Raw genomic sequence first — 25,733 nt, 5'->3', positions numbered from 1 at the left:
YACTCGCTTGCCCTTGAGATCGGCGACCGAGGCGATGCCCGCATCCCCCCGCGCGACCAGGTGGATGCTTTCCGGGTAGAGGTTGGCGATCAGGCGCAGCTTCTCGACCGCCGGCTGCCCCTCCCACAGCCCGGTGCCGGTCTGCGCCCAATAGGCCACGTCGGACTGGCTGAAGCCCGCCTCCATGGCGCCGCCGGCGATGGCGTTCACATTGCCGACCGAGCCGTTCGAGGCCACCGCCGTCGCCACCAGCCCCGGCACGCCGCAGGAACCGCCGTCCTCGCAAGCGCGCGAACCGGGCGGGCTGGAGATGGCATTGGCGATCAGCCCGCCGATCGGGTAATAGGTGCCCGCCGTGCCGCCGGTGCCGATGCGAAAGAACGACAGCTCCTGCGCCGCGGCGGCCTGGCCCAAACAGGCGGCGACGGCGAGGGCCGCGAGCAATGTCCCGAGTCTCATATGCATGTTCCTGTCTTCCGCATTCGCTGGGCCGAGGTTAGGCAGAGCCGGTGCCGGCGACAACCGCCGAGACCCGCAGGAATGGTGCCGTGACGCCCGGTCCTGGCCGGGCCGTGTGCCTTGTCGACGATGGCAGTCCGCACCGGGTTTCGCCTTGCGATCCTGCAGGGGACGTGCCGGGCATGCCCCGTTCCGCGAAGCAGGAACCAAGCCTGGCGGGCGCCCGGGCCGGCGCGGCGCGTTCCGGTCGGATGCGTCTTGATATGTCGCCCATTCCCTCCTAGCACCCGCGGGAACAGAAAGGCGGAACATGTCTGACAAGGATCTCGAGCCCCGACACCTGGAAACGCTGGACCGCGATCTCGGCCGCTTCGCGAATCTCGAGGCGGCCGCCTCCTATGTGTCCCGGCCGTTGGTGGCGCCGGGCATCGGCTTCGTCTTCATCATCCTGGCCGGTCTCGCCGCAGCGATGCTGCTGGGGCAGAGCGGCGAGATGCTGATCGTCGTCACCGCCGCCGTGTTCGGCGCCTACATGGCGCTCAACATCGGCGCCAACGACGTGGCCAACAACATGGGCCCCGCGGTGGGGGCCAACGCGCTCAGCATGGGCGGCGCCATCGTCATTGCGGCGATCTTCGAAAGCGCGGGGGCACTGATTGCCGGCGCCGACGTGGTCTCGACCATCGCCAAGGGCATCGTGGCGCCCGAGGCGCTGGATACGCCCGCGACCTTCATCTGGGCGATGATGGCGGCGCTGCTGGCTTCGGCCCTGTGGGTCAATCTGGCGACATGGATCGGGGCGCCGGTCTCGACCACGCATGCCGTGGTCGGCGGGGTCGTGGGCGCGGGCATCGCCGGGGCCGGCTTCGGCGCGGTCAGCTGGGACCAGATGCTGGCCATCGCCGCCAGCTGGGTCATCTCTCCGGTGCTGGGCGGCGTCGTGGCGGCGGGCTTCCTGTCGCTGATCAAGAGCCGCATCGTCCATCGCGAGGACAAGATCGCGGCGGCCCGCGTCTGGGTGCCCATCCTGGTCGGCATCATGGCGGGCACCTTTGCCGCCTATCTTGTGATGAAGGGGCTGAAGCAGCTGGTCGAGGTCTCGATGGGCACTGCGCTGCTGCTGGGCCTGATGGTCGGGCTGGGCTGCTGGCGGCTGATGATCCCGGTTACGCGCCGCCAGTCCCGGGGGCTGGAGAATCGCAACAAGTCGCTCAAGGTTCTGTTCGGCATCCCGCTGGTTGCATCGGCCGCCTTGCTCAGCTTTGCCCATGGCGCCAACGACGTCGCGAATGCCGTCGGTCCGCTGGCGGCCATCGTGCAGACGGTGCAGACCGGCAATTTCAACGGCGATGTGGCCATCCCCCTGTGGGTCATGCTGATCGGCGCCTTCGGGATCTCCTTCGGGCTCAGCCTGTTCGGCCCCAAGTTGATCCGCATGGTCGGCAGCGAGATCACCAAGCTCAACCCGATGCGCGCCTATTGCGTTGCCCTATCGGCGGCGATCACGGTCATTCTGGCAAGCTGGCTGGGGCTGCCGGTCAGCTCGACCCATATCGCGGTGGGCGCGATCTTCGGCGTGGGCTTCTTCCGCGAATGGGATGCCGAGCGGCGCCTGAAGAAGGCGCGCATGGCCGTTCCCCGGCCGGAATATATCCCAGCAGACGAGCGCTGTCGCCGCAAGCTGGTCCGCAGGCTGCATGTGCTGACCATCGGGGCGGCCTGGGTCGTCACCGTTCCTGCAGCGGCGCTTTTGTCGGCGCTGTTGTTCCTGATCCTGCGACAGATCCCGGCCTGATTCCCGACCTGGCGGGTGGGGCGGGCCGCAGCATCGCGTTCGCCGAGCCGGTGAAGTTCCGCCTGTCGGGTCGCTTTTGGCTACCTGACGGAAGGTCTGCAAAAATGCCTTGTGCCGAAAGGTGCAAGGCTGCTGCGGGGCATCTTTGTGTCGCACGACCCTGATCTTGACGCAGCAGCCGATCCAGAAGCCCATGCAGGACACGCTTGCGAGAGGGCGTCAGCGCGATCGGTTCTTTTTCAGGACCGCCGAGACCGTTCCGATTTTTTCGCTCTCGGTCCTGTCACCTGGCTCCTTGTGCTTGCCCATGCTTTTATCTGCGGGTGGCTTTCAGGTATCAGATGCAGGCGGTCTGGCATTCAAGATCTTCCCGCCCCGGCTATCGGGTATTTCAGGACCATTCAAATATCCATTGCGGCAGTGTCCGGTAAAGGCTTCGGCTTCCTGTGCAAGAGGATGTCAAGCGAACCGCTTTCGCGCAGCAAGGCCACGGCAAACCTGACCTCGTCGAGGGGCCTTCCTGTTTTGAGGGATATGTCCTCTACGCCGTAACCTTCCTTCAACATCTGACCAATCATTGGACGGCCGGCCCTTGGCTTGAAACAAGATCGGCATCCGGCAATGTGCGGCAAGGGGGTACCAAAGCCTCGCATGCCGCAGGCGCCGCTGCTCTGTCGGCAATCTCATTTTGGAAGTTGCAGGTATTGCTGCGAATATGTGCATGCATGGCACATCTCCTGTCAGAAACGGGTTCAACCAGTCTCCGTAGTCAGGGAAGATGCCCCTGGGCGCACGCAGCACACGCCTTGCCGACAAGATAGCGATGCCGCCGGACGGATCAAGAGGCAGGCGATCGCAGTCAGGCCATGCGCCTTACCATGATCGTCCCCTGCGGTATCGTCACCTGTCCCGCGATTGCGTCGGCAAGGCATCGCGCAAGGCCGAACTTGACATTCGGGGCCGGAGATCGCCGTTTGCGGTCATTGCAATAACGAAAGACGGTATCGATGGAACTCGACCAGATAGAAGCAGTCTTGGGAAAAATCGGCGGGATCGTCTGGGGGCCTTACCTTCTTGTTCCGCTGTTGCTGGGCACCGGGCTTTACCTGACTATCCGGTTGCAGGGCATCCAGCTTGTCCGGCTTGGCGCGGCCCTGCGCCTGGGCCTGCTGAAGCGCAAGGATGACGATGCCGAGGGCGACATCTCGCAGTTCCAGGCGCTGACCACCGCGATGGCCGCGACGGTGGGCACGGGCAACATCGTCGGGGTGGCGACGGCGATCGCGGCGGGCGGGCCGGGGGCGCTGTTCTGGATGTGGGTCACCGCCATCCTCGGCATGGCCTCGAAATATGCCGAGGCCTTCCTGGGCGTGCGCTTCCGCACCACCGACGAGGTCGGCGAGAAGAACGGCGGCCCGCAATATTACCTGGAGCGCGGCATCCGCAACGGCTTCGGCAAGGTGCTGGCGCTGAGCTTCGCGGTCTTCGCCGTCTGCGCCTGTTTCGGCATCGGCAATATGACCCAGGGCAATTCCATCGCCTCGAACCTGGAGCGCAGCTTCATGATCCCCACCTGGATCACCGGGATCGTGCTGGCCGGGCTGACGCTGGTGGTGCTGGTCGGCGGCATCAAGTCCATCGGTCGGGTGACGGCCGGGCTGGTGCCGGTGATGATCCTGTTCTACGTGCTGGGGGCGCTTTATATCCTGCTGGTCAACATCCGGTCGGTGCCGGCCGCCCTGGGCGAGATCTTTTCGCAGGCCTTTACCGGGACGGCAGCGACGGGGGGGTTCTTGGGCTCCACCATCATGATCGCGGTGCAGTTCGGCGTGGCGCGCGGCATTTTCTCGAACGAATCCGGCATGGGCTCGGCCGCGATCGCGGCGGCTTCGGCGCAGACCACGCATCCGGTGCGGCAGGGTCTGGTGTCGATGACCCAGACCTTCATCGACACTATCATCGTCGTGTCCTGCACCGGCCTGGTGATCATCACCACCGGCGTCTGGAACGAGATCGATCCGCAGACCGGGCTGCAGATCTCGCCCTCGATCATGACCGGGCAGGCCTTCACCCATGGCCTGCCGGGGCAATGGGGGCATTGGGTCGTGACCATCGGCTTGGTTCTTTTCGCCTATTCGACCATCCTGGGCTGGGCCTATTACGGCGAACGCAACCTCGAGCGCCTGGTGGGTCATCGCGGCGTCATGCCCTTCCGCATCCTGTTTTCCCTGGTGGTGCTGCTGGGCTGTACGGTCCAGTTGGGCGTCGTCTGGAGCTTTTCGGACGTGATGAACGGGTTGATGGCCATCCCGAACCTGATCGGGCTGCTGATCCTGTCGGGCCTGATCGCGCGCGAGACCCGCTTCTACCTTCGCCACGACCCCCGGCTGGAGGCCGACCGCCAGCAGATCGAGGGCTTCATGAAGGGCCAGCCCAGCTGGGACGAATGGAAGACGAGCGAGCGGTCGTAAGCCTTGCGGGCCACCCCGCCGATGCCGGCGGGGTGCTTTCTGCTGGCGACCCCAGCGGGCTGACGAGCGCGCCAGCATGGCCTGGCGGTAAAGCACCGCCGGCACGGCCCGACCGGCGCGAGCAGCCGGGCGACCAGAAGGGCCGGCCACCTCCGGCTGCGGACAGCCGGTCGAGCCGCTGCAATCGGCATCTCGGGGCCGCCCGGAACTATACCAAGTGGGTCCTGAATGAAATTGCTGCAGCTGAGGCGTGGCTGGAAATTTCGCTGCGCCGGATCGAGGGCGGCAATATCGCACAGCGTATGGAGCCATTCTCCGATGCGCTTTCAGTGAATGCCAGCCTCCGCCAGGTCAATCGAGGCTTGGCGCCGCGGGTTCAACCCTTCCCGCGCCGGAACATGCTGGCGCGTTCATACAGCGCCTCAAGCCGCGTCATGCGGTCCTGCGCCTGTGGCCAGTTCAGTTCTTGCACCGCCGCAAGCAAGGTCTCGATCAGCACCATCAGTGCCGTGCTGCTGTCCCAGGCCGAGGGCACCTCGATCTGCGCAGCGAAGCGGAAGCGGGCATAGGCCGATATCGGGCTGATCCAGGGATCGGTGATCAGGACGACTTCTGCGCCCCGCTCGGCTGCCATTTCGGCCAGTTGCAGGGTCGCGCTTTCATAGCGGCGGATATCGAACACGATCAGCACATCGCCGGGACGCATCTCCAATAGCGCCGAGGGCCAAGCGCTGGACTGGCTGGGCAGCGCGGATACTCCCGGCCGCACAATTCCCAACTGAGTCACCAGATAATCCGCGAGCGCATGGGTGATGCGCCCGCCCGTCACCAGAACCCGGCGTTTCGGATCGGCGAGCATCTCGGTGCAGGCATCGAAATCGGCGTGGTCGATCCGGCCAAGCGTTCGGGTCAGATTGGCCAGGACGGCGTCTGCGAAACGGTTCAGGATATGGGTCTGGGGCACCCCGTCGGTCCAGCGCGCATGTTTGGACAGGGGTGATTCCAGCCGTGCCTCGATTTCATCGCGCAATTGTGCCTGAAATTCCGGGTAGCCGCGAAACCCCAGCTTCTGAACCAAGCGCAGGACCGTGGGCGTCGAAACTCCCGCTTCTTTCGCAAGATATGTCATCGAGGCCAGTCCCGCGACGGGAAAGTTCCGCGTCAGGTGGCCGGCCAGCAGGCGCTCGGTCGGGGTCAGGATGTCGAAGCGCTGCATCAGGCGATCCTCGATGGTGCCCGCGGCTTCATGTTCCTGCGACATCGACGGCCCTCCCGACAGCGTCACCGTGTTCGTAACGTTCTTAACAGAAAAAGCATACTCTGAAAAATAATTGACAGACCCGCCCCGGCTGCTTCAACCTGAGCAGCAATGGAGCGCGCGCATGTCTGATCCTGCATCCTTTTCCAGATCGATCACGCGGAAAGCAGCGGTCGGCGGCGACAAGATGCAACTGTCGACGATTACCGCCGAGGAATGGGCCACCGTCGAGGAAGCCGCCAAGAAGCCCTGGGACGAGATCGCCGCGGAATCCGAGGTCAAGGTCCGCGTCGTCGCCCAGAGCAAGGAATACAACGAAGCGATGGAGAAGGCAGGTTCAGCCTATCGCTATTCATGATCACTGCGACTGGGCGCATCCGCGATGATGCGCCCTCCACACCGGAGTCACTCATGCCTGCCAACCTTTCCTTGAAAAACCTCAAGCAGGCGGTCCAAGCCGGCGAAATCGACACCGTGATCGTCGCGCTGGTCGATATGCAGGGCCGTTTGATGGGCAAGCGCTTCCACGCGGCCCATTTTCTCGAGAACCATGACGAGACGCATTGCTGCAACTACCTGCTGGCGACCGATCTGGAGATGAACACCGTGCCGGGCTATGCGGCGGCAAGCTGGGCGGCGGGTTACGGCGACTATGTGATGAAGCCGGACCTTTCGACCCTGCGCCGCCTGCCGTGGGCGGCGGGAACCGCGCTGTGCATGTGCGATCTCTACGACCACAAGACCCACGAACTGGTTCCCCACGCCCCGCGCAGCGTGTTGCGCCGGCAGGTCGAACGCGCCGCCGTGCTGGGTTTCCAGCCGATGATGGCGACCGAGCTTGAATTCTACCTGTTCGAGCAATCCTTCAAGCATCACTTCGACAGCGGCTATCGCTGCCTTGTCCCGACCGCACGCCACAATGTCGATTATGCCCTCGGCGGCACCTTCGCAGAGGAGCCCGTGATGCGGGATCTGCGCAACGGTCTTTACGGCGCCGGCATCCCGGTCGAGAATTCGAAGGGTGAAGCCAACGCCGGCCAGCACGAGATCAATGTCAGATATTCGGATGCCCTGGATACTTCGGACATGCATGTCTTGGTCAAGGCTGCGACCAAGGAGATCGCGAGCAGGCACGGCCTCTCGGCCACTTTCCTTGCGAAAGTCGCGCATGGCCAGGCGGGCTCGTCCAGCCATGTGCACCAATCCCTGTTCAGGGATGGCGAGAATGCCTTTTTCGACGGGAATGCCCAGCATGGCATGTCCGACCTGATGCGACACTACATGGCGGGCCAGTTGGAACATGCGCGCGCGCTGACCTTTTTTCTTGCCCCCTATGTCAACAGCTACAAGCGTTTCGTGACCGGCCTTTTCGCGCCGACGAACGCGATCTGGTCGGTGGACAACCGCACTGCCGGCTTCCGCGTTTGCGGCGACAGCACCAGGGGCGTGCGCATCGAATGCCGGATCGGCGGATCGGACCTGAACCCCTATCTGGCCTGCGCCGCGCTGCTTGCCGCCGGTCTGGAGGGGATCGAGCGGAAACTGGCGCTGGAGCCGGAATTCACCGGCGACGCCTATGCGGCCCAGGATGTCCGGCAGGTGCCCAAGACCCTGCATGAGGCCGCCGATGCCCTGGATGGTTCGGCTATGTTGCGCGCGGCGATGGGCGACGGGGTCATCGATCACTATGTCCACGCCGCCCGTTGGGAAGTCGAGGAATTCAACCGCGCCGTCACTGATTGGGAACTGGCCCGCGGGTTCGAGCGCGCCTGACACGATCCGCCGGAACCTCCGTCAATACGAGGAAGAGATGAGCAAGACCATCGCCCTGATATCGCCCGCCACCGGCAAGACCCTTGTCGAAAGGCAGACCTTGGGCATCGAGGACGCGCGTGCCGCCGTTGCCCGCGCCCGTACCGCCCAGCCCGGATGGGCCGCGCTGCCGCTGGACGCACGGATCGACCGCATCCGCGCCGGGATCGAGGCGCTGAACGGCATGAAGGACAGAATAGTGCCCGAACTGGCCGATCAGATGGGTCGCCCGATCCGCTACGGCGGCGAATTCGGCGGCGTCAACGAACGCGCCGACCATATGATGAAGATCGCGGCCCAGGCCCTTGCCCCGACCGTGGTCGAAGACAGCGATCATTTCGCGCGCGAGATCCGGCGCGAGCCGGTGGGCGTGGTCTTTGTCATCGCGCCCTGGAACTATCCTTTCCTGACCGCCGTCAACACGGTCGTGCCCGCCTTGGTCGCCGGCAATGCCGTGATCCTGAAACATGCGAGCCAGACCCTGCTGGCAGGCGAGCGCCTGGCCGAGGCGCTGCATCGGGGCGGCGTTCCCGCCGACGTGATGCAGAATGTCGTCCTGGACCACGAAACGACCGAGGCGCTGATCGCCGAGCGCAGCTTCGGCTTCGTGAACTTTACGGGCTCGGTCGCCGGTGGGCGTGCGATCGAGCGGGCCGCCGCGGGGACCTTTACCGCGACCGGGCTGGAACTGGGCGGCAAGGATCCCGGCTATGTCCGCGCCGATGCCGATCTGGACGCGGCGGTGGACGGGCTGATGGACGGCGCCATGTTCAACAGCGGCCAGTGCTGCTGCGGGATCGAGCGGATCTATGTCCACGAAAGCCTCTTTGACGCCTTCGTGGCCAAGGCCGTCGATTGGGTGAACGCGCAGAGGCTGGGCGATCCCCACGACCCGGATACGACGATGGGGCCGATGGCGCACCGGCGCTTTGCCGATCTGGTCCGCGCGCAGGTCGCCGAGGCCGTGGGGCAGGGGGCAAGGCCGCTGATCGATCCGGCGACCTTTCCCGCCGATGATGGCGGCGCCTATCTTGCGCCGCAGGTGCTGGTCGACGTGACCCACGATATGCGCGTGATGCGAGAGGAAAGCTTCGGCCCCGTCGTCGGCATCATGCCGGTTCGCGACGACGCCGAGGCGATCCGGCTGATGAACGATTGCGACTATGGGCTGACCGCCTCGATCTGGACCGCCGATGCCGATGCCGCCGCCCGGATCGGCAGCCGGCTTGAAACCGGCACCGTCTACATGAACCGCTGCGACTACCTGGACCCGGCGCTGTGCTGGACCGGCTGCAAGGACACCGGACGCGGCGCGGCGCTGTCGGGCCTTGGCTATCTGGCCGTGACGCGGCCGAAATCCTACCATCTGAAAAAGGTGACGTAATGACGCTTCGTGCGAACTGGTCCTATCCGACCACCATCAAATTCGGCGCGGGCCGCGTCGCCGAACTGGCCGAGCATTGCAAGGCCGCAGGCATCGCGCGCCCCCTGCTGGTGACCGACAAGGCACTGGCGAGCCTGCCCATAACCGGGCAGGCCCTGGATATTCTGGATGCCTCCGGCCTTGGCCGCGCGGTCTTTTCCGAGGTCGATCCGAACCCGCACGAAGGCAATATGGAGGCCGGCATCGCCGCCTACAAAGCCGGTGGACATGACGGTGTGATCTGCTTTGGCGGCGGCTCGGCGCTGGACCTGGGCAAGATGATCGCGCTGATGGCGGGCCAGACCGTATCCGTTTGGGACCTGGAGGATATCGGCGACTGGTGGACCCGCGCGGATGTCGGCAAGATCGCGCCCATCATTGCCGTGCCGACGACGGCGGGCACGGGCTCCGAGGTCGGGCGCGCCGGGGTCCTGACGAACTCGGCCACGCACAAGAAGAAGATCATCTTCCACCCCAGGCTGATGCCTGCCGTGACGATCTGCGACCCCGAACTGACCGTGGGCATGCCGAAATTCATCACCGCCGGCACCGGCATGGATGCCTTCGCCCATTGCCTCGAAGCGTTCTGCTCGCCCCATTACCACCCCATGTCGCAGGGCATCGCGCTTGAGGGGCTGCGGCTGGTCAACGAATACCTGCCCCGCGCCTATGCCACGCCCGACGACCTCGAGGCCCGCGCGCACATGATGAGCGCCGCCGCCATGGGTGCCGTCGCCTTCCAGAAGGGGCTGGGCGCGATCCACAGCCTGAGCCATCCGGTCGGCGCGGTCTACGGCACCCATCACGGCACCACGAATGCGGTGGTCATGCCGATGGTGCTGGACTTCAACCGACCCGCCATCGAGGACCGGCTTGCCCGCGCCGCCGATTATCTTGGTATCAAGGGCGGCTTCGCCGGCTTCCGCGCACGGGTGATCCAACTGCGCAGCGCGCTCGCCATCCCCCAGAACCTGACCCGGCTGGGGGTCCAGCCCGAACGTTTGGACGAATTGACCGAGATGGCGCTGGAGGACCCGAGCTGCGGCGGCAACCCCGTCGAGATGACGCGCGAAAACACCCGCGCGCTGTTTGAAAGCTGCATGTGAATATATCGCGCGGCCCCGCGATCCTCCGGGAGCTGTGCCCGTCCCTGCCTTCGCAAACGCAGCCCCTGCGACGAAGTCGGGATCATCGCCGCCGATGCGCCGCCCACTACCGGATGGTTGCGTCGTGCAAACGACGACAAGGAATTCAGCGTCATGATGAGGGAACGAGCTTGGTCGATGACCGCCCAGAAGGGCAGAAGGGCCGGGGAAGGAGCCCCGGGCGCAATGACCTCGTTCGGGGTGCGCGTGGGCAGGGGCGCGGGCTGGACCCGTGGCGCGCGTCGTCGGACCGGCGCGTCGTCGTCGTCATCCGCCCATGCGGCGGATATCCCCCAGCCGGTCGCTTGGGGGCGCCTGTCGGCCAGCAGAACAGCCAGGATCAGGGACAGCAACAATAGCAGGCGCATCGGCATCACCTTGCTATGAGGCGGCTTCGGGACTTTCTACGCATTGCAGATTCCATTATTCCCTGCTCTGGTCAATTTTCCGACGCCGTGGAGAGGGTGAATGGACGCAGGCTTCGGCGAGGCCATGATCGCATTGCTGCCCAACCTGCGGTGCTATGCCCTGTCGCTGACCCGGCGCGGCGATCAGGCCGACGACCTGGTGCAGCAAACGGTCGAGCGCGCCATCGCCAACGCGGCCAGCTTCGACCGGGCGCAGCGGCTGGAGCCCTGGCTGTTCCGCATCATGCGCAACGCCTTCATCGACCAGACCCGCCGCCAGCGCCGGGAAGGCACCAAGATCGACATCCATGAGATCCCCGAGGCCCTGCCGACCGATCCCGGACCGGGGCTGGAAGCGCGGCTGATGCTGCAAAGCGTCGAGGCGGCGATGGCCGAACTGCCCCCCGACCAGCGCGAGATCCTGCACCTCGTCTGCGTCGAGGAGATGAGCTATGCCGAGACGGCGCGGATCCTGGACATTCCCATGGGCACGGTGATGAGCCGCCTGTCGCGCGCGCGGCTGGCCCTTTCGGAAAGGTTGGGAATAAGATGACGCCGGGGGCGTATTCGGGGCAGGACCGCGACAAGGATGGGGCGATGCAGATCGACGACGAAACCCTGATGGCACTGGCCGATGGCGAGCTGGACCCCGCCCGCGCGGATGAGATCCGGCGTGCCGTCGCGGGCGATCCCGCGTTGCAGGCCCGCCTGCATCGCTTTGAGGAGACGCGGCGCCTGCTGGGGGGCTTGCGCAAGGACGCCACCGGCGAGGACCCGCTGGCCGCGATGATCCGCGCCGCCGCCGCCCCCGCGCCCCGTCCGGTGCCGGAAGCGCGGCGTCCCGCCAATCTCAACCGCAGGCCCTGGCTGGCCGCGGCGGCCTCGGCCGCCGTCGTCGCGCTGGGGCTTGGCTGGTGGCAATGGACGGAGGTCCCCGCGCCGGGGATCGGCGCGGCGGAGCTGGCGGCGCTGGACAGCCTGCCCTCGGGCCAGGTCCGGCCGCTGGAGGATGGCGGCGAGCTGGCCATGATCGCGTCCTTCCGCGCCTCGGACGGCAGGCTTTGCCGCGAATACGAGACCGCGCGGGACGAGGTGCTGCGCATCGTGCTGGCCTGCCGCGAAGGCGATGGCTGGCAGGAACGCTTTGCCGCGACCGCGCAGCAAGGCGGTGCGGACTATCGCCCGGCCTCGGGCGAGGGGTCCATAGACGCGGCGCTGGCCGCCATCGGTGCAGCCGACCCGCTGACGCCCGAGGAGGAAGCGGCGATGCTGCGGGAATAACCCGCCGGGGTTGTCGTAATCCTGTCATGGAAATGCACAGGAGAACGCCAGACCGCCCGCAGCCTGTTCCCGTTTGCCGCCCTGCCGCAGCCAAACCGGCGCCACCTTGCCGCCGCCGTCCTGGCTTCCGCCGTCCTGGCTGCCGCCATCCCGCTGCTGGCCGGCCTGCCCCAGACGCTCTCGGCCGAGGGCCGGGTTGCCCTGGCCGTCTCGGGCCTCGCAATCCTTGGCTGGGTCGGTACGCGCCTGCCGGAATCGCTGGTGGCGCTGGCTGCCGTGCTGGCGCTGGTTCTGGGCGGCGTGCTGTCCGAGGCGCAGCTTTTCGCGGCCCTGGGCAGCGAGTTGATCTGGCCGCTGCTGTCGGCCTTCGTCATTGCCACCGTTGTGTAAATCGTCGCTCCTGACCAAGGCTCAGCGCTTTGATTTCATGAGATGATCTGTTTGTTTTGTTGGCATCGGATTGGAAGGTTTCGTAATCTGGCTTCAGAAACCCTGCAAGTTCCGATCGCCAATGAAGCCCCATTCCCGCGCTCCCGAACAGGATGACCTTCTACGCCCCGACTGGTGGACATGATCGATCAACGCCATGAGCTGGTGAAGCTCGCGGCGCTGATCGACTGGGCGTTCTTCGTACGGGAATGGGCCGGGTTCTTCCCCTCGACGACGGGTCGCCCGGCGACTTCTCCGCGTCTGATCGCCGGGCTGATGTATCTGCAGCACGCCTTCAAGCTGTCGGACGAGGCGGTGGTCGCCCGTTGGGTGGAGAACCCATATTATCAGCATTTCACCGGCGAGACGTTCTTTCAACATCGCCCGCCGATTGATCCGTCCTCGCTGGTGCGCTGGCGCAAGCGGATCGGCGAAGAAGGCGTAGAATGGGTGCTGATCCAGACGATCGAAGCGGGGCGATGCTCGGGGGCCGTCACCGACAAGGCCCTGAAACGGGTAGCGGTCGATACCACCGTAATGGAAAAGAACATCGCCCATCCGACGGACGCCCGGCTCTACGAGCGCGCCCGTGCCCTGCTGGTCGGCCTGGCAAAGAAGGCCGGGATCGAGCTTCGGCAAAGCTACGGCCGGCTCGCGCCGCGCCTGGCCGCCCAGGTCGGCCGTTACGCCCATGCCCGCCAGTTCAAGCGCATGCGTAAGGTGCTGCGCCCGCTCAAGGGCTATGTCGGGCGGGTGCGCCGTGATCTGCGTCGGCACCTGCAAGAAATCCCGCAAGGCCCCTTGTGCGAAAGGGTTCTGGACGCGCTCTGGCTGGTCTGAACCCTGCTGGAGCAAGGGCCGAAGAGCCGCGACAAGATCTATTCCCTGCACGAGCCCGAGGTCGACTGCATCTCCAAAGGCAAGGCCCGTGTGCGCTACGAATTCGGCACCAAGGTCAGCCTCGCGACCACTCTTGATGGCGGCTTCGTGGTTGGCGCCCGCAGCTTTCCGGGCAATCCCTATGATGGTCACACCCTGGCACCGGCGCTGGAGCAGGTCGAGATCCTGACCGATACGAGACCCAGCCTCGTCGTGGTGGACCGCGGGTATCGCGGCCATGGCGTCGAGACCACCCGCGTCCTGATCAGTGGTCAGCGGCGCGGTATTACCCCGGCGCTGGCGAAGCTCGTCAAACGACGCAGCGCCATCGAGCCCGAGATCGGGCACATGAAATCAGAAAGCAGATTGGCCAGATGCCCCCTCAAGGGCAGGGTCGTGGATGCCATCTTCGCCGTGCTCTGCGCCGGCGGCCACAACATCCGCAAGATCCTCGCCCATATCAGGGCTCTTTGGGCCTTCGTCATCCGCTTCATCCGCGCCATTATCAGGGGAGATGATACATTACTGCGGAGGTCGTGCGCGGCATAATCGCGTTGTTCAGAACCGACTCTGTATCGTTCGCGCATCGGAGCGCTGCCCGTTGAAATCGTCGCGGTGATCTCCAATCACACCGATTACCAGAGGCAGGTCGTGAACGAGGATATACCGTTTCACTGCATCCGCGTCACGCCTGAAACCAAGCCAGAGGCCGAGGCTGCCATCATGCAGATGGTCCGTGACACCGGGGCCGAGCTGATCGTGCTGGCACGCTACATGCAGGTGCTGTCGAACCAGATGTGCCGCGAAATATCGGGCCGGATCATCAATATCCACCATTCCTTCCTGCCCAGCTTCAAAGGTGCCAATCCTTACAAGCAGGCTTATGAGCGCGGGGTCCGGCTGATGCGGGGCGACGGCGCATTACGTGACCGCCGACCTGGACGAGGGCTCAATCATCGAACAGGACATCATCCGCGTCACCCATACCCAAAGTGCCGCCGATTATGTCAGCCTTGGCCGCGACGTCGAGGCGCAGGTGCTGGCTCGGGCGGTTCATGCCCATATTCATCACCGGGTTTTCCTGAACGGAAACAAGGCCGTCGTCTTTCCCGCATCGCCGGGAGAATATGCCTCGGAGCGCATGGGATAATGATGAAAAGGGCCAGGGAGCGACGCGGGATGATCCGCTCGTTTCTCTGGCCTTGACGGTTCCGTCCAGCGCCCGGCTTGCGCAAGAAATCAAACGCGGGGCTCAGGACCAGATCGCGGCAACCGAATGAAAAACCGGCCCGGTGCGCAATGCGCCGGGCCGGTTTTCGTCATGCGGTCTTGGGTCCGTCCGATACTCTGACCCGGCAGATTTTCTTTTACCCATTCGCGCCGAATAGGGGTCGGGCGATCAGGGGACCGGGCATTCGCCCGGTCCTTCTGCCTGGCGCGTGTCAGCTTCTGGGCTTCAGGTTCTCGGGGTCGTAGAGGGGCTTGTAGCCGACGGCGGCGACCTCGACCGGGAAGGTTTCGCCCATGTATTCGACCGTCAGCTTGCGGCCTTCCTGGCAATGCGACCAGGGCAGGTAGGCCAGCGCGATGTTCCTGCCGATGGTCGGGCCGTAGACGATCGAGCTGGTCCAGGACCGCCGGCCCAGGGTGTCGACCAGGACCTCACCCGTCTCGGCATCCTGCACCGGCAGGATGCCGACCGGGTAGCGGGCGATACCGTTGCTGTCCACGTTGTCGGTCATGACCAGGGTGCAGAGCATTGCCGGCTGGTGGTCGCGGGCGCGATATTCCAGGTGCTTGGCCTTGCCGCGGAAATCGGCCTCCTTGACCTTGGGCCGGGCCAGGTCGGCCTCGTAGAGGTTGTATTCGGTGCGCAGGTCGGCGTTCTGCAAGCGCAGGCTTTTTTCCAGGCGGCGCGAGTTGGCATAGGTCTCGACACCCACCGCGATCACGCCGGTCGAGCGTAGCGCGTCCCAGACGGCCAGCCCGTCCTCATAGGCCATATGCAGCTCCCAGCCCTGTTCGCCGACATAGGAGATGCGGAAGGCGGTGACGTCGCGGCCGGCGATGCGGATCGGCTTGATGGCGGCGAAGGGGAAGTTTTCCTTTTCCAGCCCCGCCGGATCCTCGACCACCTTTTGCAGGTTCACCCGCGCGTTCGGGCCCCAGATGCCGATGGTGATGAACTTCTCGGTCACATCGGTGATGGTGACGTCCAGGCCCCGATCCTGCGCCACGCGGCGCATGTAGTTCAGGTCGCGCGGCCCGGCATCGGCGCCGTTGACCAGACGGCAGCGGTCGGCCAGGCGGAACACGGTGAAGTCGGCCCGGACATTGCCCTCGTCATCCAGGAAATGCGTGTAGATCCCCTTGCCGATATTGCCCTCGCCGCCGATCTTGGCTGCGCAAAGCCATTCCAGCAGTTCGACGTGATCGGGGCCCTCGATGTCGGTCATGTGGAAATGCGACAGGTTGATGATGCCGCAATCCGCGCTCATCTCCAGATGCTCGGCATTCGAGACGCGCCAGAAGTGGCGGTTGTCCCATTCGTGCTCGCGGACCGGCACCTGGTCGGCGTATTTCTCCAGCAGGTGCTCGTTTGCGGCATAGCCATGGGCGCGTTCCCAGCCGCCCAGCTCCATGAAATAGCCGCCCAGCTCCACCTCGCGCTCGTAGAAGGGCGAGCGGCGGATGCCCCGGCCGCCGGCAAAGGGTTCGCGCGGGTGGACAGGCGGGTTGTAGATCTTGGACGCCGTCTCGATGCAGCGTTCCTCGATGAACTTTTCCTCAAGCTGGTAGGGGTTGAAGCGCGAATAGTCGATGCTGGCATGGTCGATGGCGGTGCGCCCGTCGGTGATCCAGTCCACCACCAGCTTGGCCATGCCCGGCGCGTCCTTGACCCAGATGGCGACGGCATACCACAGCCCGCGTACCTTCTGGCTTTCGCCGATCGAGGGTCCGCCATCGGTGGTGGTTTGCAGGAGCCCGTTGAAGGAATGGCTTTCGTTATAGCCCAGCTCGGCCAGGATCGGCGTCAGCTCGATGGCGCGCTCCAGGGGCGACAGCACGTCCTCCAGTTCCAGGTCGCGCTGCGAGGGCGACAGGCGGGCGAACTCCTTTTCCAGGATGTCGCGCGGGTGGCAGAGGCGCGGGTCGGACTCGTAGTAATAGCCCCATTCGATCTGGCCGCCCTCGGTGGTCTTGGGGTCGCCAGTGTCGCGCATATAGGCCGAGTTGCCCTGGTCGCGCAGCAGCGGGAAGCCGATATCCTTGCCGGTGCCCGCGAATTCGTCATAGGGACCGAAGAAGGTCAGCGGGTGATCGACCGGGAAGACCGGCAGATCCTCGCCCGCCATCTCGGCGATCAGGCGGCCCCAGAGGCCGGCGCAGACGATGACCAGGTCGGCCATGATGGTGCCGCGCGGGGTGACGACGCCCTTGATGCGCCCGTCCTCGATCACCAGATCGGTCGCCGCGCAATTGGCGAAGGCTCGCAGCTTGCCCGAGGCGACGCCCTGATCGACCAGCTTGCCCGCCACGGTCTGCGAGCGCGGCACCACCAGCCCCGCATCGGGATCCCACAGCGCGCCCTGGATCTGGTCTTCCTCGACCAGAGGGAACCTTTCCTTGACCTCGGCGGCCGAGATCATTGTCGCCCGCGTGCCGAAGGCCTTGCCCGAGGCGACCTTGCGCTTGAGTTCGTTCATGCGAACCTCGTCGCCCACCCGCGCGACCTCGATCCCGCCGACCTTGGCGTAATGGCCCATCTTCTCGAAGAAATCGATGGAATAGAGCGTGGTCCAGGTGCTGAGGAAATCGTGGCTGGTCGCGAAGCAGAAATCCGACGCATGCGCGGTCGAGCCGATATCGGTCGGGATGCCCGACTTGTCGATGCCGACGATATCGTCCCAGCCGCGCTCGATCAGGTGATGCGCGACCGAGGCGCCGACGATGCCGCCAAGCCCGACGATGACCACCCGCGCTCTATCAGGAAATCCCGACATGTTCTGTCCTCTTGTTGTGTGAAGGGGGATTGTGACGAAAGGGTTCCCGTGACCGCCAGCAGGCGAAGCCGGGCTGCCCAAATGCGACGGCATGGCCCGCAAAGCGGGTCATGCCTTGTCCAGTTGTCGATGCATGCGCCGAGAAAGCCGCTACCATAGCCGCGGCTCGGCCAGTTTCTTGCGCCGACAGGCGGCAAGCAGCGTATTGTGCATCAGGCACATGATCGTCATCGGGCCGACGCCGCCCGGAACCGGGGTGATCGCCCCCGCGACCCCGGAGGCCGAGGCGAATTCGACATCGCCCACGAGCGTCTTCCGGCCGTCGCGGAGGATGCGGCTGGTGCCGACATCGATCACCGTCGCGCCCGGCTTGATCCAGTCGCCCTCGATCATCTCGGCCTGGCCGGCAGCCGCGACCACGATATCGGCCTGGTGGATCTTTCCCGGCAGGTCGCGGGTGCGGGAATGGGCCATGCTCACGGTGCAGTTTTCGGCCAGCAGCAGCTGCGCCATCGGCTTGCCCACCAGGATCGAGCGGCCGACCACCACGGCATCCAGGCCCGAAAGGTTGCCAAGCTGCGACCTGAGCAGCATCAGGCACCCCAAGGGCGTGCATGAGACGAGGCCGGGCAGCCCCGACACCAGGCGACCCGCGCTGGACGGATGCAGCCCGTCCACGTCCTTCGCGGGATCGATCGCCTCGATCACCGGCAGGGAATCCAGGTGCGCGGGCAGCGGCAACTGGACCAGGATGCCATCGACGCTGTCATCGGCGTTCAACTGCGCGATCAGGTCCAGAAGCTGTTCCTGCGTGGTGGCTTCGGGCAGGATATGCTCGAAGCTTTCCATGCCCAGCTTGCGCGCCCTGCGGCCCTTGCTGCTGACATAGACCTCGCTGGCCGGATCGGTGCCGACCAGGACGACGGCAAGGCCCGGCGGGCGGCCCGTCTGTTCCCGAAAGGACGGGATGGCGCCGCTGATCCTGCCGCCAAGGCCGTCCGCATGGGCCTTCCCGTCGATTGTCTGTGCCGTCATGGGCATCCTCCTCGTGCCAAGCGGGCCGGCGGGGTCAGAGCGCGCGCTCCAACTCCGGCAGCGCGTCGAAGATGTCGGAGACCAGGCCGTAATCGGCAACCTGGAAGATCGGGGCGTCCTCGTCCTTAGTTGATGGCGACGATGACCTTGCTGTCCTTCATCCCGGCCAGGTGCTGGATCGCCCCGGAAATGCCGCAGGCAACGTAAAGCTCGGGCGCGACCACCTTGCCGGTCTGGCCGACCTGCCAGTCGTTCGGGGCATAGCCCGCATCCACCGCCGCGCGCGAGGCGCCGACCGCGGCGCCGAGCTTATCGGCGACAGGCAGGATCACCTGGCGGAACCTTTCTTCCGAGCCCAGGGCGCGACCGCCCGAGACGATGATGCGGGCCGAGGTCAGCTCGGGACGCTCGCTTTCCGAGAGGCGGTTTTCGACAAAGCCGGACAGGCGCGGGTCGGCAGCAGCCTCGCCGATGGTTTCGACCGGGGCGCTGCCCCCATCTGCCTGCGCCGCCTCGAAGCCCGAGGTCCGCACGGTGACGACCTTCTTGGCGTCCGTCGCCTGCACCGTCTGGATGGCGTTGCCGGCATAGATCGGGCGCTTGAACGTGTCTGCCGAGACGACCTCGACGATTTCCGAAACCTGCATCACATCCAGAAGCGCGGCCACGCGCGGCAGGACGTTCTTGCCGGTGGTGCTCGCCGGGGCGATCACGGTGTCGTAGTCGCCGGCCAGCGAAACGATCAGCGCGGCGGTCGGCTCGGCCAGGCGATGCTCCAGCGCATCGGCTTCGGCCAGCAGGATCTTGCGGACCCCCTGGAAGGTCGAGGCGGCCTGGGCCACGGTGGCGCCGTCCTTGCCGGCCACCAGGATGTCGATTTCGCCGCCGATCCGGCGGGCGGCGGTCAGCGTGCGCGCGGTCTGGTCGGACAGGGCGGCGTTGTCGTGTTCGGCGAAAAGCAGGATGGCCATGGAATTTCTCTCCGATCAGAATTGCAGAACGCCGGCTTCGTTCTTCAGCTTGTCCAGCAGTTCCGTGACGCTGGCGACCTTGACGCCGGCCTTGCGGGTGCCCGGCTCCTCGGTTTTCAGCACCTTAAGGCGCGCATCGACGTTCACGCCATAATCCGCCGGGGTTTTTTCCTCGAGCGGCTTCTTCTTGGCTTTCATGATATTGGGCAGGCTGGCATAGCGCGGCTCGTTTAGCCGCAGGTCGGCGGTGACCACCGCGGGCAAGGCGACCTCGATCACCTGGAGGCCGCCATCGACCTCGCGGGTGACCCTGGCCTTGTCTGCGTCGAGCTCGACCGCCGAGGCGAAGGTCGCCTGCGACCAGCCCAGCAGGGCCGACAGCATCTGCCCGGTCTGGTTGGCGTCGTCGTCGATGGCCTGCTTGCCCAGGACGACCAGCCGCGGGGCCTCGGCATCGGCCACGGCCTTCAGAAGCTTGGCGACGGCCAGCGGCTCCACCACGTCCTCGACCTTGATCAGGATGGCGCGGTCCGCACCCATGGCCAGGGCCGTGCGCAGCGTCTCCTGCGCTTGCGCCGGGCCGATCGAGACCACGACGACCTCGTCGGCCTTGCCGGCCTCTTTCAGGCGGATCGCCTCTTCCACGGCGATTTCGTCGAACGGGTTCATCGACATCTTGACGTTCGACAGATCGACCCCGGTCCCATCGGCCTTGACCCGTATCTTGACGTTGAAGTCGACTACCCGCTTGACAGGCACCAATACTTTCATCTTGCGGTCCTTTCCCAGATGTTGAGGCAAAGAAGGGCAGGGCAGGCGTCGCCCCTTGCGGCGAACCTGGCTGGTCCCGCGGCGACGGCCGCCGACCCGGACAACCCGGCCGCAGGATAGGGTAGAAGCCTGTAGCGCAAGTGACCCCCTTTGCTGCGCATTCCCGACTGCCGCGGATTCCCCTTGCTTCCCGACGGCTTCGGAAGCTAAGCGGCACCCCGTCGCTGGCCGGGCCTGCCCTCCGTGCAGAATCCCCTTTGGCGACAGTGGCGTTCCCAGCAATGTTCGTCGGACTATTGCGACGAAAGCAGGGATCGAGAAGAACAATTGCGCCGGTCATGCAAGATGGCTACGACAAACCCAACCATAGGGCGCATCATCGGAGATCGAAGATGGGTGTCGGTGTGAGAGAAGGGCGTTCCCGTTCATACCCTGTCGCAAAGGGATCCCTGCGGCCAAGGGAGGCTGGCCCCCGGCTTTCGGTAGGCTTCCTTCTGACCCGGCAATTCACGCTATGCGCCTTTGCGAACTTCGTCGACGTGCTGCGGCTGGCCGCCGATGAGGGGGACCGCAGCCGTCCCATCCTGTGCCGCTGGTCGGTGCTTTCGGACACGATGGACGTGGTGATGTCCAGCTGTGGCGTCGCCGTGCAGCCGCATGAGAAGCTGGGCGACCCGACGCGATTCGACTATATCGCCGTGGTCGGCGGCCTGACCGACGGGCTTGAGAACGTCAGCCATGCCTACAAGACCTACCTGCACCGGGCGGCGGCCGCCGGCGTGCCGCTCATCGGGGTCTGCTCGGGCGCCTTCGTGCTGCACCGGGCGGGATTGCTCGATGGCTACAAATGCTGCGTGAGCTGGTTCCACAGCGCGGATTTCCTTGAGCAGTTCCAGGGCCTGGATCACGTCTCGGACCAGATCTTCGTGGTGGATCGCGACAGGCTGACCTGTTCCGGCGGGGCCAGCTCCGCGCATCTCGCGGCCTATCTCGTGGAAAAGCACGTCGGCCGCTCGCAGGCGAGCAAGAGCCTGCACATCATGATCATCGACGGCGTCTTGCAGGCGGACAAGCCCCAGCCGGGCATCCCAATCAGCCTGCGCACCGATGATCCGCTGGTCCAGCGCGCGCTGCTGATCATGCAGCAGCATATCGACACGCCGCTTTCCGTGTCCGAGATCGCGCAGCGCATGGGGCACAGCAAGCGCCGGCTGGAACGGCATTTCCGTGCGGCGCTGGACACCTCGCCCCAGGCTGCGTTCATGGGTCTCAGGCTGGGGCTGGCCCGGCACCTGCTGGTGTCCAGCAACAAGACGATCGCCATGATCTCGGTCGAATGCGGCTTTTGCGATTCCTCGCATCTGAGCCGCATGTTTCGTCGCCTCTACGGCTGCACGCCGCAGGACGTGCGCAGCATGGGTCTGGGCGAGGCGTCCGAAATGGACGACCCCGCGCATATTTCCAAGGGGCTGTAGCCGCGCCGCCTTGCCGCCGCGCGCTTTCGGCGAATCGCGGCCGGGGCGGATAAGGCGGGCTGATATGTTTGCGCCGAACTTGCGTCGTTAAGATGCCAACCTGCCGATTCCGTATCGGGTAAGTTCCATTCCAGCAGCCAGCGAATGAACCGCGCCGCTCGGGGGAATGCAAGCTCGTGTCGGGATTTACCCATTGCATGCGCTTGCGGGAATGGTCGTGCAGGGAGACGTCACGATATGGATATGCGGATCTCGTTGACCCTGCCTTCCTGCGTGCCACCGCTTTCTCGTTGCTCCAGCGCCTTCGTAACGCGAAGGCAAACTGCGAATCGAACTCTGCCTTTGTCTGATCTGCTATATGGATCGCGCCAGTCGTTCCGCATTGCAGTTTTTTATTCTGCATAATTGACAGGTGCGTGCCTGGATGCCATGGCATGTCCATTCCCAGAGAGGACTTGCCATTGCACTCGACCCCGAAACCCGCGAACACCTCATCGCCACGGTCCGCCGCTTCGTGCGCGAGGTTCTGGTCCCGCAAGAGGCGCGCGTCGCCGACGAGGACGAGATCCCCGAGAGCATCCTGCGGCAGATGCGCGAACTGGGCTTGTTCGGCCTGTCGATCCCCGAGGAGTTCGGCGGCCTCGGCCTGTCGATGGCGGACGAGGTCGGGGTGATCGAGGAGATGGGCCAGACCTCGCCGGCGTTCCGCTCGGCCTTCGGCACCAATGTCGGGATCGGTTCGCAAGGCATCCTGATCGACGGCACACCCGAACAGAAGGCGCGCTGGCTGCCCGCCATGGCCAGCGGCGAGATCACCGCCTCTTTCTGCCTGACCGAGCCCGAGGCCGGATCCGACGCTGCCTCGGTGCGCACCCGTGCGATGCGGGACGGCGATCATTACGTGCTGACCGGCACCAAACGTTTCATCACCAACGCGCCGCGCGCCGGGGTCTTTACCGTGATGGCGCGCACCGGAACCATCGAGGAGGGTGCGCGCGGCGTCTCGGCCTTCGTGGTCGAGGCGGGGGCGCCCGGCCTGAGCCTCGGTCCGCCCGACCGCAAGATGGGCCAGCGCGGGGCCAAGACCTGCGACGTCATCTTCGACGGCGTCCGCGTGCCGGCGGAAAACCTGATCGGCGGCAAGGAAGGGCAGGGATTCCGCACCGCGATGAAGGTGCTCGACCGCGGGCGGCTGCATATCTCGGCGCTGTCGGTCGGGCTGGCGCAGCGGCTGATCGCCGATGCGCTGGCCTATGCCACCACGCGGCGCCAGTTTGGCAAGCCTATCGCCGATCTCCAGTTGGTCCAGGCGATGCTGGCCGACAGCCGCACCGAATGGCTGCGGCGCGGGCCATGGTGCGCGACACCGCTGCGCGGATGGATGCAGGCGAGAAGATCTCGACCGACGCGTCCTGCTGCAAGCTGTTCGCCACCGAGATGGTGGGCCGCGTCGCCGACCGCACGGTGCAGATCTTCGGCGGCGCGGGCTCTATCGCCGATTACGGCGTGGAGCGGTTTTACCGCGATGTCCGGCTGCTGCGGCTCTACGAGGGCACCAGCCAGATCCAGCAGATCGTCATCGCGCGCGACATGATCCGCGCGCAGGGCTGACCCCTTGCGGCGTGGCCCCCTCAGCGGGGGCTGCGCAGGCCCAGGATCGCGCGCGCCTCGGCGGCGCTGGCGACGGGGCGGTTCAGATCCTCGCAGATCCGCACCGCGCGCCGCACCAGGCTGGCGTTGTCCGGCGCCAGCACGCCCTTGGACAGATAGAGGTTATCCTCCAGCCCGACGCGGACATTGCCGCCCATCGCCGCTGTGATCGCGGCGATGGCGAATTCGTGCTGGCTGATCCCGAAGGCGCCCCATTGGGCATCCGCCGGCAACTGGCTTTTCAGGAAGACCAGTGCTTCGGCGGTCGCCGGCGCCCCATGCGCGATGCCGAGGCAGAGCTGGAACATCGCCGGGCTGTCGATCACGCCTTCGCGGATCAACTGCTTCGCCAGCCCGATATGGCCGATGTCGAAGACCTCGATTTCCGGCTTGACCCCGGCGGCGCGTGTCTCGGCGGCCATGATCCGCAGATGGGGCGGAGTGTTGAGAAAGGGCACGTCGCCGAAGTTCAGCGTCGCAGTGTCCAGCGTGCAGATCTCGGGGCGCAGTTCCAGAATATGCTCGATCCGCCGGTGCGGAGAGCTGAAGTTGCTTCCGGGCTGCGGCACCAGCACGTCATGCAGCCCTGGGGCGAAGCGACCCCCGGCGCCGGTGGTCAGGTTGATCACCACATCGATGCCGGACTCGCGGATGCGCTCGACCGTCTCACGGTAATGCGCCAGGTCCATGCTGGCCAGTCCGGTTTCGGGATCGCGGACATGGATATGCACGATCGCCGCTCCCGCCTGTGCGGCGCCGATCGCCGATTCGGCGATCTGCCGGGGGGTGACGGGCACCGCCGGATTGACGCCGACGGTGTTGAAAGAGCCGGTCACGGCGCAGGTGATGATGGTTTTTTCGGACATGGTTCTCCCCCTCGGCGCCAAAAACCGTTTCCGGCACCTGTCGGGGCGAAGTTAGCGAAATCATCATTGTTCTGCAATGCGGTTCCTTGTTCTGCATTTTAAGGACAGCATCGCATCATCGCGGGGGGCGGCAGTGCAGAAAGCGTGGCTGCCAGCCGCGCCAGCCGAGGGCCGACCTCTTGCCGGATGAAGTCGGGTGTCATCACGGACTCGGGGCCGCCGCAGTTCAGCCCCATCACCGTGCGTCCGTCTGGGGCCAGAATCGGCGCCGCCGCGCTATTCACCCCCACCGTCCAGCCGCCCAGCGTGACGCAGAAGCCTTGCGCCGCGATCTCGTCGCGCGCCCGGGCGACATGGCCCGCGACCTCTTCGGCCCGGTCGCCCAGGCCCACCAGCAGCCCTTCCAGTTCGGCCTCGGATTGCGCGGCCAGCCAGGCCCGCCCCATGATCGAGCGGAACAGGTCGATGCGCGACCCCACCCCAAGCCGTAGGGTCACCGGCGCATTGCCCCGGCAGCATTCGACATAGATCATCTCGCCGCCCTCGCGCTGGCCAAGCGCCACCGAAACCCCTGAAAACGCTGCGAGCTCCTGCATCAATGGCCAGGCGCGGCGGCGGATTTCCAGATTGGCCAGAAAGGCGTAGCCCAGCCGCAGCACCGCTGGGCCGATGCGGTAGAAGCCGCTGTCCTCGACCTGTTGCATGAAGCCGAGATGGGTCAGGGTATAGGTCAGCCGCGTCACCGTGGACTTGGGCAGCTTCGTACGCGCCGCGATCTCCTGATTGCTCAGGTCCAGCTCGTCGGGGCCGAAGCATTGCAGAATCTCCAGCCCGCGTGCCAGCGCGCTGACGAATTGCCGGTCAAGCCGGGGATCGTGGTGGCTGTCGTCGTCCGGGTCGTTCATCGGTCCTCACCCCCTTGCAAGGGTTAAAATATTAATGTTCCGCGCGAATCTTATGCGCCGCCCTGTCAGAGTTCGTTCATCTGATGAACGCGCCTGAGTTTGAAGCTTCTCGCCCGCAGGGCTTGCTGTAATGAAGCAGCTTATCCCGCTTTGTGGAACAGAATTCTGCGCAACGGGCATCCTGGCGAGCGAAGGGAGGCGCTACGGCTATGGCAGGTTTCGAACAGATGGTGCGCCTCGTGACCCGGGGCCTTGCGCTGGTCGGCTTCGCGGGGCTGTTGCTGCTGGCGATCATGCAGACCGCGAACATCGCGGCGCGCTTCCTGTTCTCCTATCCGTTGCAGGGCGTCAACGATGTCAGCGCGGTGGTGATGGCGGTGGTGGTGGCCTGCTGCATTCCGGAATGTCTGGCCACCCGGCTGAACATCCGTATCGACGTGCTGGGCCAGATGTTCGGCACCCGCGCCGAGGCGGTGCTGAACGCCTTTGCCAGCCTTGTCACACTGGGGGTCTTTGCGCTGATCTTCTGGAATTTCATCCCCTATGCCGCCGCCTCGACCGCCAGCGGCGAGCGGACTTGGGTGCTGGGCTGGCCGGTCGGCCCCTGGTGGTGGGCCGCCACGGCGGCTTTCCTCGCCTCGGTCCTGGCGCAGGCCATGGTCGTCGTGGCCGATCTGCGCGCCGTTGCGCGCTGACC

Annotated in this window: 17 protein-coding genes and 5 pseudogenes; 14 read left to right on the top strand and 8 right to left on the bottom strand. The window is 65.4% G+C overall.

What is annotated here, in order from left to right; translation table 11 throughout:
* Positions 1-459: TAXI family TRAP transporter solute-binding subunit (locus AQY21_RS19555; protein WP_152988282.1), on the bottom strand; the 459-nt coding region annotated here is incomplete at its 3' end.
* A 310-nt stretch (positions 460-769) separates the two neighbouring features.
* Between AQY21_RS19555 and AQY21_RS19550 the strand changes: the two genes are divergently transcribed.
* On the top strand, positions 770-2,254 hold the full coding sequence (locus tag AQY21_RS19550) for an inorganic phosphate transporter (RefSeq protein WP_058099277.1): 1,485 nt from the start codon (positions 770-772) through the stop codon (positions 2,252-2,254).
* Positions 2,255-3,261: 1,007 nt separating this feature from the next.
* Positions 3,262-4,725: a sodium:alanine symporter family protein gene (locus tag AQY21_RS19545; protein WP_058099276.1), complete on the top strand. Its 1,464-nt coding sequence runs from the start codon at positions 3,262-3,264 to the stop codon at positions 4,723-4,725.
* Positions 4,726-5,101: 376 nt separating this feature from the next.
* Here AQY21_RS19545 and AQY21_RS19540 read toward each other — a convergent pair whose 3' ends face one another.
* The gene (locus tag AQY21_RS19540) at positions 5,102-5,986 is read right to left on the bottom strand and encodes a MurR/RpiR family transcriptional regulator (protein WP_058099275.1); all 885 of its coding nucleotides are present in this window, start codon (positions 5,984-5,986) and stop codon (positions 5,102-5,104) included.
* A gap of 169 nt (positions 5,987-6,155) precedes the next feature.
* Between AQY21_RS19540 and AQY21_RS28030 the strand changes: the two are divergent.
* The 9 genes and pseudogenes from AQY21_RS28030 to AQY21_RS19500 form a co-directional block, all read left to right on the top strand.
* Positions 6,156-6,341 (top strand): annotated as a pseudogene (locus AQY21_RS28030) (C4-dicarboxylate ABC transporter); the annotation flags it as partial.
* A gap of 53 nt (positions 6,342-6,394) precedes the next feature.
* Positions 6,395-7,756, top strand: coding sequence for a glutamine synthetase family protein (locus tag AQY21_RS19535; RefSeq protein ID WP_058099274.1), 1,362 nt, complete (start codon positions 6,395-6,397; stop codon positions 7,754-7,756).
* A gap of 37 nt (positions 7,757-7,793) precedes the next feature.
* Positions 7,794-9,179, top strand: coding sequence for an aldehyde dehydrogenase family protein (locus tag AQY21_RS19530; RefSeq protein WP_058099273.1), 1,386 nt, complete (start codon positions 7,794-7,796; stop codon positions 9,177-9,179).
* Positions 9,179-10,324: an iron-containing alcohol dehydrogenase gene (locus AQY21_RS19525; RefSeq protein ID WP_058099272.1), complete on the top strand. Its 1,146-nt coding sequence runs from the start codon at positions 9,179-9,181 to the stop codon at positions 10,322-10,324. The genes AQY21_RS19530 and AQY21_RS19525 overlap by 1 nt, the downstream gene beginning before the upstream one ends.
* Before the next feature lie 507 nt (positions 10,325-10,831).
* Positions 10,832-11,323 carry an RNA polymerase sigma factor gene (locus tag AQY21_RS19515; RefSeq protein ID WP_058099270.1) on the top strand — a complete coding sequence of 164 codons (492 nt, stop codon included), beginning with the start codon at positions 10,832-10,834 and terminating at the stop codon, positions 11,321-11,323.
* A gap of 44 nt (positions 11,324-11,367) precedes the next feature.
* On the top strand, positions 11,368-12,051 hold the full coding sequence (locus tag AQY21_RS19510; RefSeq protein WP_058099269.1) for an anti-sigma factor: 684 nt from the start codon (positions 11,368-11,370) through the stop codon (positions 12,049-12,051).
* 261 nt (positions 12,052-12,312) lie between these two features.
* Entirely contained in the window at positions 12,313-12,441 is a 129-nt protein-coding gene (locus AQY21_RS30035; RefSeq protein ID WP_255374813.1) for a hypothetical protein, read from the top strand.
* A 121-nt stretch (positions 12,442-12,562) separates the two neighbouring features.
* Positions 12,563-13,908: pseudogene (locus AQY21_RS19505) on the top strand (IS5 family transposase).
* A gap of 6 nt (positions 13,909-13,914) precedes the next feature.
* Positions 13,915-14,509 (top strand): annotated as a pseudogene (locus tag AQY21_RS19500) (formyltetrahydrofolate deformylase); the annotation flags it as partial.
* Between the two features lie 292 nt (positions 14,510-14,801).
* On the opposite strand, the gene AQY21_RS19495 reads toward AQY21_RS19500, so the two are convergent.
* The 4 genes and pseudogenes from AQY21_RS19495 to AQY21_RS19480 form a co-directional block, all read right to left on the bottom strand.
* Positions 14,802-17,363 (bottom strand): FAD-dependent oxidoreductase, encoded by a 2,562-nt coding sequence (locus AQY21_RS19495; RefSeq protein ID WP_058099268.1) that lies wholly within the window; start codon positions 17,361-17,363, stop codon positions 14,802-14,804.
* A gap of 150 nt (positions 17,364-17,513) precedes the next feature.
* Positions 17,514-18,398 carry a bifunctional methylenetetrahydrofolate dehydrogenase/methenyltetrahydrofolate cyclohydrolase FolD gene (gene folD / locus AQY21_RS19490; RefSeq protein ID WP_058099267.1) on the bottom strand — a complete coding sequence of 295 codons (885 nt, stop codon included), beginning with the start codon at positions 18,396-18,398 and terminating at the stop codon, positions 17,514-17,516.
* 34 nt (positions 18,399-18,432) lie between these two features.
* Positions 18,433-19,369 (bottom strand): annotated as a pseudogene (locus tag AQY21_RS19485) (electron transfer flavoprotein subunit alpha/FixB family protein).
* Positions 19,370-19,384: 15 nt separating this feature from the next.
* On the bottom strand, positions 19,385-20,140 hold the full coding sequence (locus AQY21_RS19480) for an electron transfer flavoprotein subunit beta/FixA family protein (RefSeq protein ID WP_058099266.1): 756 nt from the start codon (positions 20,138-20,140) through the stop codon (positions 19,385-19,387).
* A 539-nt stretch (positions 20,141-20,679) separates the two neighbouring features.
* Here AQY21_RS19480 and AQY21_RS19475 point away from each other — a divergent pair.
* Positions 20,680-21,615, top strand: a complete 936-nt coding sequence (locus AQY21_RS19475) for a GlxA family transcriptional regulator (RefSeq protein ID WP_369807806.1) — start codon at positions 20,680-20,682, stop codon at positions 21,613-21,615.
* Positions 21,616-22,039: 424 nt separating this feature from the next.
* Positions 22,040-23,226 (top strand): annotated as a pseudogene (locus AQY21_RS19470) (acyl-CoA dehydrogenase family protein).
* A 20-nt stretch (positions 23,227-23,246) separates the two neighbouring features.
* On the opposite strand, the gene AQY21_RS19465 reads toward AQY21_RS19470, so the two are convergent.
* Positions 23,247-24,131, bottom strand: a complete 885-nt coding sequence (locus tag AQY21_RS19465; RefSeq protein WP_058099264.1) for a 3-keto-5-aminohexanoate cleavage protein — start codon at positions 24,129-24,131, stop codon at positions 23,247-23,249.
* A gap of 98 nt (positions 24,132-24,229) precedes the next feature.
* The gene (locus AQY21_RS19460; protein WP_058099263.1) at positions 24,230-25,036 is read right to left on the bottom strand and encodes an IclR family transcriptional regulator; all 807 of its coding nucleotides are present in this window, start codon (positions 25,034-25,036) and stop codon (positions 24,230-24,232) included.
* Positions 25,037-25,245: 209 nt separating this feature from the next.
* Between AQY21_RS19460 and AQY21_RS19455 the strand changes: the two genes are divergently transcribed.
* Entirely contained in the window at positions 25,246-25,731 is a 486-nt protein-coding gene (locus AQY21_RS19455) for a TRAP transporter small permease (RefSeq protein WP_058099262.1), read from the top strand.
* Positions 25,732-25,733 lie beyond the last annotated feature (2 nt).

The organism is Paracoccus sp. MKU1 (assembly GCF_001447385.1).
In the GTDB taxonomy this organism is placed as follows: domain Bacteria; phylum Pseudomonadota; class Alphaproteobacteria; order Rhodobacterales; family Rhodobacteraceae; genus Paracoccus.
Note: the sequence above shows the minus strand (reverse complement) of the source record. Positions and strands in the feature narration are given on the sequence as shown.